Below are 13,615 nucleotides of genomic sequence, written 5' to 3'. Positions count from 1 at the left end.
TGCTCCTGGAACATCTCGGGCAGCCTCGCCGTTTCAAAAGAAGGCCTGCCAGCGAGGTTACGGATACATATCCGCAAGCACCGCTCTCTTAAAACCAATTAATTTTAGAATCTTAGGTTTGAGTCTAAGTGACCGTGAATTTGACTCACGCAACGCGATCCCGCCGTTCTCGGGTGCTTGTTCACACCGCTCAACAATTCGGCCCGCACTGTCGCGCAATGGAATATCGCCCAAGGCCTCAAGCGCTTGCGGCGTTCCTTGACCAGCTTATCAAGAGACAAATTCACATATTCTCACTATCATCCCACCGGCACGGCGGACTTGTCCTCGGGGGAGGCGCTGTGAAGAAAAGGTTTAGATATCCCTAAGGCGGCGATCTCAGCTGAAAAGTTGTAGGCAACCTCCACAGGGATTCACAGGATAGACAGAGGTTCTGGTGCCTACATCAGGCAATTACTTTCACCTGCATCTGGTGTCGGACTCAACCGGCGAGACGCTGATCACGGTGGCGCGCGCGGTGGCCGCGCAATACGCCAATGTCTCACCGGTCGAACACGTCTATCCGCTGGTGCGCAGCCAGAAGCAGCTCGACCGCGTGCTGGATGAAATCGAGGAATCGCCCGGGATCGTGCTGTTCACGCTGCTCGAGAAAGATCTCGTCAGCCGGCTGGAAGCCAAATGCAGGGAGATCAACGTCCCGAGCCTGTCGATCATTGGGCCGGTGATGCAGTTGTTCGAGGCGTATCTGGGTGCGGCCACTTCGGGTCGGGTCGGCGCGCAGCACGTGCTGAACGCGGAATATTTCAAGCGCATCGATGCGCTGAACTACACGATGATGCATGACGACGGCCAGCATGTCGAAGGCCTTGAGGAGGCTGATGTCGTTCTGGTCGGGGTGTCCCGCACCTCGAAGACGCCGACGTCGATCTATCTCGCCAACCGCGGCATCCGCACCGCAAATGTCCCGCTCGTACCCGGCATTCCGCTGCCGCATCAACTGGAGCACCTGAAGAAACCGCTGGTGGTCAGCCTCCATGCGACGCCGGAGCGCCTGATCCAGGTCCGGCAAAACCGGCTCTTGAGCATGGGCGCGGCGTCCGGCAATGACGAATATATCGACAGGCAGGCGGTTACCGATGAAGTCGCGTTCGCGCGCCGCCTGAGCGCCAAGTTCAACTGGGCGCTGCTGGACGTCACGCGACGTTCGATCGAGGAGACGGCCGCAGCGGTGATGAAGCTCTATAATGACCGCCAGCGGCAGCGGCCGCTGGAGTGATTCGGTGGCGATGACGATCTGGCGCGGAAAAAGTCCGCTGATTCTCGCCTCCCAGAGCCGTGCGCGAAAAATGCTGCTGGCCAATGCGGGGATCGCGTTCGAGGCGATGCCGGCGGATATCGACGAACGGGCGATCCAGGAAAATTCAGGCCTTTCGGCGCCGGCGGAAATCGCGTTGCTGCTGGCGCGCGAAAAGGCCTTGTTCGTTTCCTCCGGGCGGCCGGGACGATTCGTCGTCGGCGCCGACCAGACCCTGGCGCTCGGCGATCGATTGTTCACCAAACCCGCTGGCCGCGATCAGGCGGCCGAACAATTGCGTGCGCTCGCGGGTCGGGTTCACGAACTGCATTCCGCCGTTGCCGTCGCCCAAGACGGCAAAATACTGTTTGCCGACACCAGCGTGGCACGCATGTCGATGCGCCCGCTTCGCGAGGACGAGATCACCGCCTATCTGGGCCAGGCCGGCGAGGCCGTGACCACCAGCGTTGGCGCCTATCAGCTCGAAAGCCTCGGGGTACATCTGTTCGAGCGCATCGACGGTGACCATTTCACCATCCTCGGCCTGCCGCTATTGTCGCTGTTAGCCTTCCTGCGCAGCGAGAATTTGCTGGCAATCTGACATGTTTCCGAGTGATGACTGAAAGATGCTGATCCTGGGACTGACCGGCTCGATCGGGATGGGGAAATCCACCACCGCGAAACTGTTCGCGGAAGCTGGCGTCCCCGTCTATGACGCCGACGCGACCGTGCACCAACTCTACGAAGGCGAAGCGGTGCCGGCGATCGAAGCTGCCTTCCCCGGCACCACCGCTGATGGCAAGGTGGATCGTGCAAAGCTCTCCGCGCGCGTGGTCCACGATCCAGCGGCGATGAAGCAGCTGGAGCAGATCGTCCACCCGATGCTCGGCGCGTCTCGGCAGAAATTCTTTGCGGATGCGGAAGCCTCCGGCGCGCCCGTTGTGGTCGTCGACGTGCCGCTGCTGTTCGAGACCGGCGGAGAGAAACGGGTCGATGCGGTGGTCGTCGTGACGACCTCGCCGGAAATACAGCGCGAGCGCGTGCTGGCACGGGGCACGATGGACGACGAGAAACTCGATGCGATTCTGGCGCGACAATTGCCCGATGCCGAGAAACGCAAGCGGGCGGATTTCGTGGTGGATACCTCACACGGCCTTGATCCCGTGCGCGCGCAAATCAAGGACATTCTAGCTGAGGTCGTTAAGATGCCGAAGCGGCGAATCTGATTCGCCTGGTATTCTGCGGTCCTAAAAATCCATGCGCGAAATCGTTCTCGATACCGAAACCACCGGCCTTGATCCGCTGCGCGGCGATCGGCTGGTCGAGATCGGTTGCGTCGAAATCTTCAACCGCATGCCGACCGGGCAAACCTACCACGTCTACATCAATCCCGAGCGGGACATGCCGGCCGAGGCTTTCGCCGTTCACGGCCTCTCGACCGAATTCCTGGCCAGCAAGCCGGTGTTCACCGAAGTTGTCGACGAATTCCTGGCGTTCATCGCCGACACTCCGCTGGTGATCCATAACGCCTCGTTCGACATCAGCTTCATCAATGCCGAACTCGATCGAATCAAGAGGCCGGTGATCGCCAAGGATCGGCTGGTCGACACCCTGCTCCTGGCACGCCGGAAACATCCGGGCGTGTCGAATCGGCTCGACGATCTCTGCTCGCGCTATTCGATCGATAATTCCCGCCGCACCAAGCACGGCGCGTTGCTCGATGCCGAGTTGCTGGCGGAGGTTTATGTCGACCTGATCGGGGCGCGGCAATCGCAGCTCATCCTCGCCTCGGAAGCCGAGATCACCCAGGTCGGCCATGGCGATATGCCGCGGCGGCAGCGCGAGATTCCGCTGGCGCCGCGGGTGACCGACGCGGAGCGCGAGGCACACCGCGCCTTCATCGCGACCCTCGGCGACAAGCCGATCTGGAACGAGTACCTGCCGGCGGCGGCCGAAGCCGCCGCGTAGATTCCTTAAGATCAGCTCGGTTTCACGCCGGGTGCCGGGGCGGCTTGTGTCGCTGCCTGCCGCTCCATGTTCTGGCGGTATAGGCCGACGAAATCGACGGGATCCAGCATCAAGGGCGGGAAGCCGCCATCGCGCACGGCGGTGGCGATGATCTCGCGCGCAAACGGGAACAGCAGCCGCGGGCATTCGATCATCACCAGCGGGTGCAGGTTCTCCTGCGGCACATTCAGGATCCGGAACACGCCGGCATATTGCAGATCGAAGCTGAACATCACCTTGCCGGCACTCTCGGCCTTGCCTTCGACCGACAGGGTCACTTCATATTCGCTCTCGGCGAGATTCCTGGCCGAAACATTGATCTGGATATTGATCGCCGGTTGCTGCTCCTGCGGCCCGAGCGAGGCCGGCGCGTTCGGGTTCTCGAACGAGAGATCCTTGGTGTATTGCGCCAGCACGTTGAGCTGGGGCGGGGCCTGCTCGGGGGGTGCGCCGTTGCCGTTGGTCATGGGAAGCTCTCCTGAGCACTGGCGATCGGAGACGGTCTGACGTCCGAAGCCGCAGTTAAGGTTTTGGAAATGCTGGTGCCGGGCGAGTGGCTATCATAGCCCCACACCGCACCACAAGGCGACAGTCCTTGATTGCCAAACCTTCGCCGATTTGGCGCCGAGATCGTCAATCGCGGCTGAAAGGCGGCACCATTTGCGCCCTAAATATTTGAAGATGCGTGATTTCCAGGCATCATCGGATTTCCCCTCGCGGCCAAAACGCGCTAGAATGGCCGCGCCAAAACGCGCCATTGGCCGAGCGTAGTTTCGTGCCTACATGCTGCGGACTCAATTGGCGAGGTAATCTCCGCCGTTTCCTGAGCGGAACGCCCGCTGGGGGCGGACCGTTGCCGGTGCAGATCAGAAAGCGAACACGACGTGGATATCTACACCATCATTTTCCTGGCGCTGGCCGTCTTCATTTTCCTGCGCCTGCGGAGTGTCCTCGGACAGCGCACCGGCAGCGAGCGGCCCCCCTATGACCGTGCGGCCCCGAATGTGCTGCAGCGGGACAATAATGTCGTCCCGATGCCGGGCTCGGTGATCGACCAGCCGCCTCCGCTGCCGAGCAAGGACGTGACGCCGCCGTCCGACCGCTGGAAGGGAATTGCGGAACCCGGTACGGCGCTGGCGCAGGGGCTGGACGCCATTGTCGCCCAGGACTCCTCGTTCGATGCACGCCATTTCATCTCGGGTGCGCGAAGCGCCTACGAGATGATCGTGCTGGCCTTTGCCAACGGCGATCGCCGCGCCTTGCGCGACCTGCTGTCGAGTGAGGTCTATGACAGCTTCGATGCCGCGATCAAGGATCGCGAGAAGCACGAGCAGAAGACCGAAACCCGCTTCGTCTCGATAGACAAGGCCGAGATTGTCAGCGCGGAAGCACGCGACCGTGCGGCACAGGTCACGGTCCGCTTTGTGTCGCAGATGATTTCCGTCACCCGCGACAAGGCCGGTACCATCGTCGACGGCAACCCGGAAAAGGTCGCCGATATCACCGATGTCTGGACATTCGCCCGCGATACGGCGTCGCGCGATCCGAACTGGAAACTGGTTGGCACTGGAAGCGCCCACTGATCGGCTTCGCCTTGCGCGTCTCACGGCCGCGTGCTGCGCAATCGCTCTTCTATGCTCAACGGCCGCGCTAGAAGCGCGCGCAAGGTCGCCAGCGAAGGCGACCAAGCATTCGGCCGTCCAGCACACCCGTCACCTCCCCTATCCGAACCTGGAGTTGCCGCTGCAGATCAGCAGCAGCCAGTATGAACCGCTGGCCTGGACCGACATGCCGGGCTGGAGCGATGACGATCACCTTGCGGCCTATAAGGCCTTTCGCGCGAGCTGCCGGCCGATCGCCGCCGAGCACGGGCTGCCCTCGGAATCGAGGGCGCTCGGCACCTCGTTGCGCGATCCCTGCCGCATCGCCAAGGGGCCGGAGCTCACCGACGAAGCCAAGGCGAAAGCCTTCTTCGAGGAGCATTTCCTGCCCTTGCGCATCTCGCGGCTCGGCGAGGGCGAGGGTTTCGTCACCGGCTATTACGAGCCAGTGCTGGATGGGTCGCGGACCCAGACCGACGTCTACAACGTGCCGGTCTACCGCCGGCCGTCGAACCTGTTCGTCCGCGGCGCCAAGCAGAGCTCGAGCGGCCTGCCGAACAAGGGCCAGGTGTTCCGCAAGATCGGCCGCCGCAAGCTCGTGCCCTACTATGATCGCGCCGAGATCGAGGACGGTGCGATCGCCGGCCGCGGCCTCGAGATCTGCTGGCTCAAGGAGCAGACCGATTTGCTATTCGCGCAGATCCAGGGCTCGGCGCGGGTGCGCTTCGAGGACGGCTCGACATTGCGCATCAACTATGATGCCCACAACGGCTATCCCTACACGCCGGTTGGCCGCATTTTGATCGACCGCGGCATCATCCCGAAAGAGCAGATGTCGATGCAGAAGATCAGGGACTGGATGGCGCAGAACCCTGACGGCGCCAAGGAATTGCGGCGGCAGAACCGCTCCTATGTCTTCTTCCGCGAGGTGCAGCTCTCCGACAAGGACGAGGCGGTCGGCGCGCAGGGCGTGCCGCTGACGCCGGGCCGCTCGATCGCGGTGGACAAGGCGCTGCACGTCTATGGCACGCCGTTCTTCATCGAGGGCGAATTGCCGATCGAGTCAGAGCAATCGAAGACGCCGTTCCGCCGCCTGATGATCGCGCAGGATACCGGCTCGGCGATCGTCGGCCCGGCCCGCGCAGACCTTTATTTCGGTGCCGGAGCCGATGCCGGAAAAGTGTCGGGCCGGCTGCGGCACAATATGCGCTTCGTGATGCTGGTGCCGAGGAGCCTCGATCCCGTTGCCCGCGGGCGCAAAATGCCGGTGCCGGATGAGCGGCCGTCGGAAAAGATCGCAAAGCTGTTTCCGCAAGTTGATCCGCAGAAGGAAAAGAGCGCGGCGAAGCCTGCGGATGCATCCGCGTCGACCAGCGCGGTGCCGATGCCGGAGCCGCGGCCCGCCATCAAGACTGATGAGCCGCGGCGTCATCGGCACTACCGCCATTACCGCACCTACAGATGAAGCGTCCCGTTCCGATTGCAGATCCCGCGCCGCCGCGGCGAAGGCGCGCGCTCAGTGAAGAAGAGCGTGCGCTGTGGGAAAGCGTCGCGAAGCAGGTCAAGCCGCTGCGCAAACGCCAACCCGCTGTGAAGACGCATGCCGGACCCGAAGCGGAGACCAAGGCCGCCGCCAAAACTGCAGCGCCGGCGAAACCGATCCCAGTCAAATCAGCACCGGTGCCGCGTCCGCAGACGCCGCCGCCACTGACACCGATTGGCCGCCGCGAGCGCGCGCAACTGTCGCGCGGCAAGAAGGAGATCGACGCCCGGCTCGACCTGCACGGCATGACGCAGACGCGCGCGCATCGCGTGCTGCTCACGTTCTTGCAACGCGCGCACAGCGACGGGCTGACTTTCGTGCTCGTCATCACCGGCAAGGGCAAAGCCGGCGGCGGCGATTCCGAGCGTGGCGTGCTGCGCCGCCAGGTGCCGCAATGGCTGAGCCTGCCCGAATTCCGCGCGCTCGTCGTCGGTTTCGAGGAAGCCCATATCGGCCACGGCGGCGAGGGCGCGCTCTACGTGCGCGTGCGGCGCGCGAGGGTCTAGTCGATTCGTCATTGCGAGGAGCGAAGCGACGAAGCAATCCATCTCTCCGCAAGTGGAGAGATGGATTGCTTCGCTGCGCTCGCAATGACGGTTGGGCTTACAAAATAAACCGGCTCAAATCGGCGTTCTTGGCGAGGTCGCCGACATGCTTGCGCACATAATCGGCATCGACCGTGATGGTGTCGCCGTGGCGATCGGGCGCGGTGAAGGAGATTTCGTCCAACACCCGCTCCATCACCGTCTGCAGCCGCCGCGCGCCGATATTCTCGACGGTGGAGTTGACGGCCACTGCGACGTCGGCGAGCTCGTCGATCGCGGAGTCGGTAATCTCGAGTTTCACGCCTTCGGTCTGCATCAGCGCGACATATTGCTTGATCAGCGACGCCTCAGGCTCGGTCAGGATGCGGCGCATGTCGTCGCGCGTCAGCGCCTGCAATTCGACGCGGATCGGCAGGCGCCCCTGCAGCTCCGGCAGCAGGTCAGAGGGTTTTGCGATATGGAATGCGCCGGAGGCGATGAACAGGATGTGATCGGTCTTCACCGGGCCGTGCTTGGTTGTAACAGTGGTGCCCTCGATCAGCGGCAGCAGGTCGCGTTGCACGCCTTCGCGCGAGACGTCGCCGCCGGCGCGATTTTCGCGCACGCAGATCTTGTCGATCTCGTCGAGGAACACGATGCCGTTGTTCTCGACCGCATTGATCGCTTCCTGCACCAGTTGGTCGGTGTCGAGCAGCTTGTCGGATTCCTCGTTGACGAGGATTTCGTGCGAGCCCGCCACCGTCAGACGCCGGGTCTTGGTGCGGCCACCCATCTTGCCGAAGATGTCGCCGATTGAAATCGCGCCCATCTGCGCGCCCGGCATGCCCGGAATCTCGAACATCGGGAAGCCGCCGGAGGACTGCGTCTCGATCTCGATCTCCTTGTCGTTCAATTCGCCGGCGCGCAATTTCTTGCGGAAGGATTCGCGCGTCGCCGGGCTCGAGCCCGGTCCGACCAGGGCGTCCAGCACGCGCTCCTCGGCGGCAAGTTGTGCCCGCGCCTGCACGTCCTTCCGCTTGCGCTCCCGGATCAGCGCAATCGCGACCTCGACGAGATCGCGCACGATCTGCTCGACATCGCGGCCGACATAACCGACCTCGGTGAATTTGGTGGCTTCGACCTTGAGGAACGGCGCGCCGGCAAGCTTTGCCAGTCGTCGCGCTATTTCCGTCTTGCCGACGCCGGTCGGCCCGATCATCAGGATGTTCTTCGGCAGCACTTCCTCGCGCAGGGAACCGGAAAGCTGCAGCCGCCGCCAGCGGTTACGCAAGGCAATGGAGACCGCACGCTTGGCGTCGGTCTGGCCGACGATGAAACGGTCGAGTTCGGAAACGATTTCGCGGGGGGAGAAGTCGGTCATGTCACCTAGCTAGGGGTTCAAGGCTGCGAGAGCAAGCTGAGGTTAGATCGCCGTCGGGCTGGAAATCATGTCGAGTTCGTAATCTGCGGTCATGCGTCACAGACCATCAGGAGCGCCGGGCCGTCGGGCGTGTGGATCATGCGGACTTTCTCAAATCCCGCCTTTTCATAGGCGCGCACGGCGCGAGCATTATTCGGATCGGGATCGGTGACGATGCGCGGCGCGCCCTGCCCCAACCGCTCGATGACGAAGCGGCGGATTAATGCCGAGCCGTGTCCGCGCCCGATCATGTCGGGCTCGCCGATGAAGAGATCGATGCCGCGCGTGCCTTCGGGATGTGCTCCGAAGCCTTCATTCCAGGCCGTCAGCGCGTAGCACTGCAGGTAAGCGAAATCGTTGCCATCGACGGAGATGATGAACTGGTCCATTGCCGGCTCATCAAGATCGCCACTCACCAGCGCATATTGCTCGGATGGATCGCCCCACCATTCCCGGACATGCGGTAGCGCCAGCCAGCGCTCGATCAGCGCAAGGTCGGCCGTCGTCATTTCCCGGAAGGTGTAGAGTCCCATGAGATCATGATCCGGTTGGGTTGAATCGGATCATGACCTCATTTCTTTGTCTGAGCATGATCTCCGCGCAAACGCTTCGCATTTGTCGCGAGGAAAACCGGTTCCCACTTTTCCGGATCATGCTTCAGCCGCCCAGCGTCTCGATCGTCACGTTCCGGTTGGTATAGACGCAGATGTCGGCGGCGATATCGAGCGAGCGGCGCACGATCGCCTCGGCATCCTTGTCGCTGTCGATCAAGGCGCGCGCCGCGGCCAATGCGTAATTGCCGCCGGAGCCGATCGCCATGACGCCGGCTTCCGGCTCCAGCACGTCGCCGGTTCCGGTGAGGACGAGCGAGACGTCCTTGTCGGCCACGATCATCATCGCCTCCAGCCGCCGCAGATAGCGGTCGGTCCGCCAGTCCTTGGCCAGCTCCACAGCCGCCCGGGTCAATTGTCCCGGATATTGCTCGAGCTTGCTTTCCAGCCGCTCGAACAGCGTGAAGGCATCGGCGGTGGCGCCGGCAAAGCCGCCGATCACGTCGCCCTTGCCGATCCTGCGCACTTTCTTGGCGTTGGCCTTGATTACGGTCTGGCCGATCGAGACCTGTCCGTCACCGCCGATCACCACCTTGCCGCCCTTGCGGACGGTGACGATCGTGGTGCCGTGCCAGCCGGCCGGCTCGTTTGGGGATGCTTGCATGGGGTACCTCATTGTCCGAGCAGATTTAGGCGGTCGGCCAGTGGCTTACAATCGGGTCATTTGAGGCCGGTTTGGTCACCATGGCCGCAACTTGGCCGTTTTTGGTGTCATCCCGCAGTAGCGAAGGGGTCATCGGCCTGTTAAAAGACGCCCGTTTTTCGGCACGGGAAAGCTCAATTTTCATGCGCACGGCGACGATCAAGCGCAAGACCAAGGAGACCGACATCGAGGTGGCGGTCAACCTCGACGGGTCGGGTGTGTCCCAGGTTTCGACTGGGATCGGCTTCTTTGACCATATGCTCGACCTCCTGGCGCGGCATTCGCGCGTCGATATCACGGTCAGGGCCGAGGGCGATCTCCACGTCGATTACCACCACACCACCGAGGATGTCGGGATTGCGCTCGGACAGGCCGTGAAACAGGCGCTCGGCAACATGGCGGGCATCACCCGCTATGCCTCGATCCACATGCCGATGGACGAGACGCTGTCGCGCGTGGTGATCGACATTTCGGGCCGTCCGGTGCTGGTGTTCAAGGTCGCCTTCCCCCGCGACAAGATCGGCGAGTTCGACACCGAGCTGGTGCGCGAATGGTTCAATGCGTTTGCGATGAACGCCGGCGTGACTTTGCACGTCGAGACCCTATATGGCGAGAACAGCCATCATATCGCCGAATCCTGTTTCAAGGGTCTTGCGAGAGCGCTTCGCGCGGCTGTCGCGATCGATCCGCAGGCCGCGGGCGAAGTGCCCTCCACCAAGGGCAAGCTCGGCGGCTGATCTTTCGGGCGTGGCCCGGAAAACTCGGTCCCGGCTTTCCCTCGCGACAAACGCGAAGCGTTTGCGCGGAGATCATGCCAAACCAAAACTTCGCGGCGGAGAGTTTTGATGCCGGTCTACACAGTGCATGCCCCCGTAGGGAACAATGCCGATCTTGCGGCGACTGACAGGTTCACCTTCGTGCGCGACGGCTTTCATTTCTGGGCGGCGGTTGCGAGCGTGATCTGGCTGGCCTGGCACCGGCTGTGGCTGGCGCTGATCGGCTGGGTCGTGTTGATGGCGGCGGTCGATTACGGCCTGGCAAAGCTCGGCATCGGCCGCGGCACGATCCTGGCCGTCGATGTCGTGCTGGCGCTGCTCTTGGGATTCGAGGCGGCAAGCCTGAAGCGCTGGACCTTGTCGCGCGGCAGATGGCGCCAGCTCGACATCGTTGTGGCCGATGACGAGGAATCCGCCGAGCGCCGCTTTTTCGATCGCTGGACCGCAGCGCATCGCGGCGTCGTCAACGACCAATGGTCGGTCGACCGCGGTGGCCCGCCGCCGACGCGGAACAATCCGGGCCAGCCGTTCTCCAAGCCGCCGCCGCTGCCGCAGGGCGGCATTATCGGGTTGTTTCCAGAGCCGGGAGGATCGCGATGACGGTTGCCATCATCGATTATGGCTCGGGCAACCTGCACTCCGCGGCGAAAGCGTTCGAGCGCGCCGCGCGCAGCATGGAAGATCCGCAGAAGATCATGGTGACGCGCGATCCCGATGCGGTGTTCCGCGCCGACCGCATCGTGCTGCCGGGCGTCGGCGCCTTCGCCGATTGCCGCAAAGGCCTCGATGCGCTCGACGGCATGCTCGAGGCCTTGACCGAAGCTGTGCGGGTCAAGGCGCGGCCGTTCTTCGGCATCTGCGTCGGCATGCAGTTGATGGCGACGCGCGGCAAGGAGCATGTGACGACCGACGGCTTCAACTGGGTCGCCGGCGACGTCGAGAAGATCCAGCCCCGCGAGGAGAACCTGAAGATCCCGCACATGGGCTGGAACACGCTCGAAGTGCTGCGCGAGCATCCCGTGCTGGAGCGCCTGCCGCTTGGGCCGGACGGCCGCCACGCTTACTTCGTGCACTCCTATCACCTTAACGCGGCCAATGAGCAGGACGTGCTGGCGCGCGCCGATTACGGCGGGCCGGTCACAGCCGTCGTTGCAAAAGACACCGCGATCGGCACGCAGTTTCACCCCGAGAAGAGCCAGCGCTTCGGGCTGGCGCTGATCTCGAATTTCCTGAAGTGGAAGCCGTGATCCTCTTTCCTGCCATAGACCTCAAGAACGGACAGTGCGTGCGCCTGGAGCAGGGCGACATGGCGCGCGCCACCGTGTTCAATCTCAATCCGGCGGCGCAGGCGCGCGCCTTCGCTGCTCAAGGATTCGAATATCTGCATGTCGTCGATCTCGACGGCGCCTTTGCCGGCAAGCCGATGAATGCGCAGGCCGTCGAAGCGATGCTGAAGGCGGTGACGATGCCGGTGCAGCTTGGCGGCGGCATCCGCGATCTCCGGACCGTGGAAGCCTGGCTCGACAAGGGCGTGGCGCGGGTCATCATCGGCACCGCGGCGGTACGTGACCCCGAGCTCGTCAGGGGCGCCGCGAAGAAGTATCCCGGCCGCGTCGCAGTCGGCCTCGACGCGCGCGACGGCAAGGTCGCGGTTCAGGGCTGGGCGGAGACCTCTGAGGTGACGGCGCTCGAGATCGCCCGGCGTTTCGAGGATGCCGGCGTTGCCGCGATCATCTTCACCGACATCGCCCGCGACGGTCTTTTGAAGGGCCTCAACCTCGAGGCCACGATCGCCCTTGCCGAGAGCATCTCGATCCCCGTGATCGCGTCCGGCGGTTTTGCTTCTATCGATGATGTGAAGGCATTGCTGGAGCCACGCGCCAAGAAACTCGCCGGCGCCATTGTTGGCCGCGCGCTCTATGACGGCCGACTCGATCCCGACGCCGCGCTAAAACTGATCCGCAGCGCCAGCGCCGCGGCTTAGGAGACGACATGTTCAAAGTCCGCGTCATTCCCTGCCTCGACGTCAAGGACGGCCGCGTGGTCAAGGGCGTCAATTTCGTCGACCTGCGCGATGCCGGCGATCCCGTGGAGGCGGCGATCGCCTATGACGCCGCCGGCGCCGACGAGCTCTGCTTCCTCGACATCACCGCGACCCATGAAAATCGCGGCACCATGCTGGACGTGGTACGGCGGACCGCCGAGGCCTGCTTCATGCCGCTCACAGTCGGCGGCGGCGTCCGCACCATCGACGACATCCGCACGCTCCTGCGCTCCGGTGCGGACAAGGCGTCGATCAATTCCGCGGCGGTCAGCCGTCGCGAATTCGTGAAAGAGGGTGCCGAAAAGTTCGGCGAGCAGTGCATCGTGGTCGCGATCGACGTCAAGCGGGTCAATCGTGCCGGCGGTTCCGACCGCTGGGAAATCTTCACCCATGGCGGGCGCAAGCCCACCGGCATCGAGGCGATCGAATATGCCCAGGAGGTGGTCTCGCTCGGCGCCGGCGAGATCCTGCTGACATCGATGGATCGGGACGGCACAAGGCAGGGCTTCGACCTTGAGCTGACGCAGGCGATTGCCGATAGTGTCCCCGTACCGGTCATCGCCTCCGGCGGGGTCGGCAACCTCGATCACCTCGTCGACGGCATCCGGAAAGGGCACGCCACCGCGGTCCTGGCGGCGTCGATATTCCATTTCGGCGAATTTACCATCCGCCAAGCCAAGGAGCACATGGTGCGTGCAGGGCTGCCCATGCGTCTCGATCCCTAGGACTCGCCGTCACAAAAGTGCTAAGCCCCCTCCGGGGGAAATTGCCGGCGTCCGGCCGGTCTGGGTGCTTGAGTATGTCGCGTTTCACGGTCCACGATCTGGCCGCCATCATCGATGCCCGCGCAGCGTCGGGGGGAGAGGCGTCCTATACCAAGAAGCTGCTCGACAAGGGCGCCGAGCATTGTGCCAAGAAGCTCGGCGAGGAAGCGGTCGAGACGGTGATCGCCGCGATCGAGAACGATCGCGATCATCTCATCGCCGAAAGTGCCGATCTGGTGTTTCACCTGCTGGTGCTGCTGAAGGCCCGCGGCGTGAAGCTCGAGGACGTCGAGGCGGCGCTGGCGCAGCGCACATCCATGTCCGGCTTGGAAGAGAAAGCGGCGCGCAAGCGCGACTAGGGCATGATCCGGAAAAGCGGGCAACGGTT

17 protein-coding genes are annotated in these 13,615 nt (G+C 63.3%); 13 read left to right on the top strand and 4 right to left on the bottom strand.

Translation table 11 applies throughout. From position 1 onward, the window contains the following. The first annotated feature begins 436 nt into the window (after positions 1–436). Genes ACZXDY_RS18725 through dnaQ form a run of 4 tightly spaced genes read left to right on the top strand, consistent with a single transcriptional unit; the run spans position 437 to position 3,262 of the window. Complete coding sequence (locus ACZXDY_RS18725; RefSeq protein ID WP_028164773.1) at positions 437–1,276, top strand: pyruvate, water dikinase regulatory protein; 840 nt, start codon at positions 437–439, stop codon at positions 1,274–1,276. 10 nt (positions 1,277–1,286) lie between these two features. Next, positions 1,287–1,895, top strand: coding sequence for a Maf family protein (locus tag ACZXDY_RS18720; RefSeq protein ID WP_464346525.1), 609 nt, complete (start codon positions 1,287–1,289; stop codon positions 1,893–1,895). 25 nt (positions 1,896–1,920) lie between these two features. Further along, positions 1,921–2,520 (top strand): dephospho-CoA kinase, encoded by a 600-nt coding sequence (coaE, locus tag ACZXDY_RS18715; protein WP_130225508.1) that lies wholly within the window; start codon positions 1,921–1,923, stop codon positions 2,518–2,520. A gap of 31 nt (positions 2,521–2,551) precedes the next feature. Beyond that, the gene (gene dnaQ / locus ACZXDY_RS18710; protein WP_028164776.1) at positions 2,552–3,262 is read left to right on the top strand and encodes a DNA polymerase III subunit epsilon; all 711 of its coding nucleotides are present in this window, start codon (positions 2,552–2,554) and stop codon (positions 3,260–3,262) included. 11 nt (positions 3,263–3,273) lie between these two features. On the opposite strand, the gene secB is transcribed toward dnaQ, so the two are convergent. Beyond that, complete coding sequence (secB, locus tag ACZXDY_RS18705) at positions 3,274–3,768, bottom strand: protein-export chaperone SecB (RefSeq protein ID WP_028164777.1); 495 nt, start codon at positions 3,766–3,768, stop codon at positions 3,274–3,276. Positions 3,769–4,185: 417 nt separating this feature from the next. Between secB and ACZXDY_RS18700 the strand changes: the two genes are divergently transcribed. The 3 genes from ACZXDY_RS18700 to ACZXDY_RS18690 all read left to right on the top strand — a co-directional run bounded on the left by ACZXDY_RS18700 (position 4,186) and on the right by ACZXDY_RS18690 (position 6,951). Beyond that, complete coding sequence (locus ACZXDY_RS18700) at positions 4,186–4,884, top strand: Tim44/TimA family putative adaptor protein (protein ID WP_464346493.1); 699 nt, start codon at positions 4,186–4,188, stop codon at positions 4,882–4,884. Between the two features lie 154 nt (positions 4,885–5,038). Further along, positions 5,039–6,367 carry a murein transglycosylase A gene (gene mltA, locus ACZXDY_RS18695; RefSeq protein WP_464346492.1) on the top strand — a complete coding sequence of 443 codons (1,329 nt, stop codon included), beginning with the start codon at positions 5,039–5,041 and terminating at the stop codon, positions 6,365–6,367. Next, on the top strand, positions 6,364–6,951 hold the full coding sequence (locus tag ACZXDY_RS18690; RefSeq protein WP_464346491.1) for a Smr/MutS family protein: 588 nt from the start codon (positions 6,364–6,366) through the stop codon (positions 6,949–6,951). Before mltA ends, ACZXDY_RS18690 begins: the two co-directional genes overlap by 4 nt. A 97-nt stretch (positions 6,952–7,048) precedes the next feature. Here the strand turns inward: ACZXDY_RS18690 and hslU are convergent, their stop codons facing one another. The 3 genes from hslU to hslV form a co-directional block, all read right to left on the bottom strand. After that, positions 7,049–8,350: an ATP-dependent protease ATPase subunit HslU gene (gene hslU, locus ACZXDY_RS18685; protein WP_028164781.1), complete on the bottom strand. Its 1,302-nt coding sequence runs from the start codon at positions 8,348–8,350 to the stop codon at positions 7,049–7,051. An 89-nt stretch (positions 8,351–8,439) separates the two neighbouring features. After that, complete coding sequence (locus tag ACZXDY_RS18680) at positions 8,440–8,922, bottom strand: GNAT family N-acetyltransferase (RefSeq protein WP_464346490.1); 483 nt, start codon at positions 8,920–8,922, stop codon at positions 8,440–8,442. A 124-nt stretch (positions 8,923–9,046) separates the two neighbouring features. Continuing rightward, positions 9,047–9,604, bottom strand: coding sequence for an ATP-dependent protease subunit HslV (gene hslV, locus ACZXDY_RS18675; protein ID WP_464346489.1), 558 nt, complete (start codon positions 9,602–9,604; stop codon positions 9,047–9,049). A 182-nt stretch (positions 9,605–9,786) separates the two neighbouring features. Here hslV and hisB point away from each other — a divergent pair, with 182 nt between their 5' ends. From hisB to ACZXDY_RS18645, 6 genes are all read left to right on the top strand, one after another. Further along, positions 9,787–10,380 carry an imidazoleglycerol-phosphate dehydratase HisB gene (hisB, locus tag ACZXDY_RS18670; protein WP_464346488.1) on the top strand — a complete coding sequence of 198 codons (594 nt, stop codon included), beginning with the start codon at positions 9,787–9,789 and terminating at the stop codon, positions 10,378–10,380. A 108-nt stretch (positions 10,381–10,488) separates the two neighbouring features. Further along, on the top strand, positions 10,489–11,019 hold the full coding sequence (locus ACZXDY_RS18665; RefSeq protein ID WP_464346487.1) for a DUF2628 domain-containing protein: 531 nt from the start codon (positions 10,489–10,491) through the stop codon (positions 11,017–11,019). Continuing rightward, positions 11,016–11,666, top strand: a complete 651-nt coding sequence (gene hisH, locus ACZXDY_RS18660) for an imidazole glycerol phosphate synthase subunit HisH (RefSeq protein ID WP_028164785.1) — start codon at positions 11,016–11,018, stop codon at positions 11,664–11,666. Before ACZXDY_RS18665 ends, hisH begins: the two co-directional genes overlap by 4 nt. Further along, positions 11,663–12,403: a 1-(5-phosphoribosyl)-5-[(5-phosphoribosylamino)methylideneamino]imidazole-4-carboxamide isomerase gene (gene hisA / locus ACZXDY_RS18655; protein WP_464346486.1), complete on the top strand. Its 741-nt coding sequence runs from the start codon at positions 11,663–11,665 to the stop codon at positions 12,401–12,403. Before hisH ends, hisA begins: the two co-directional genes overlap by 4 nt. A gap of 8 nt (positions 12,404–12,411) precedes the next feature. Beyond that, on the top strand, positions 12,412–13,188 hold the full coding sequence (gene hisF / locus ACZXDY_RS18650; RefSeq protein ID WP_464346485.1) for an imidazole glycerol phosphate synthase subunit HisF: 777 nt from the start codon (positions 12,412–12,414) through the stop codon (positions 13,186–13,188). A 74-nt stretch (positions 13,189–13,262) separates the two neighbouring features. Then, entirely contained in the window at positions 13,263–13,586 is a 324-nt protein-coding gene (locus ACZXDY_RS18645) for a phosphoribosyl-ATP diphosphatase (RefSeq protein WP_130578039.1), read from the top strand. Positions 13,587–13,615: the final 29 nt, after the last annotated feature.

Source organism: Bradyrhizobium sp. LeoB3 (assembly GCF_055456055.1).
This window is presented reverse-complemented; position numbering and strand designations above follow the sequence as displayed.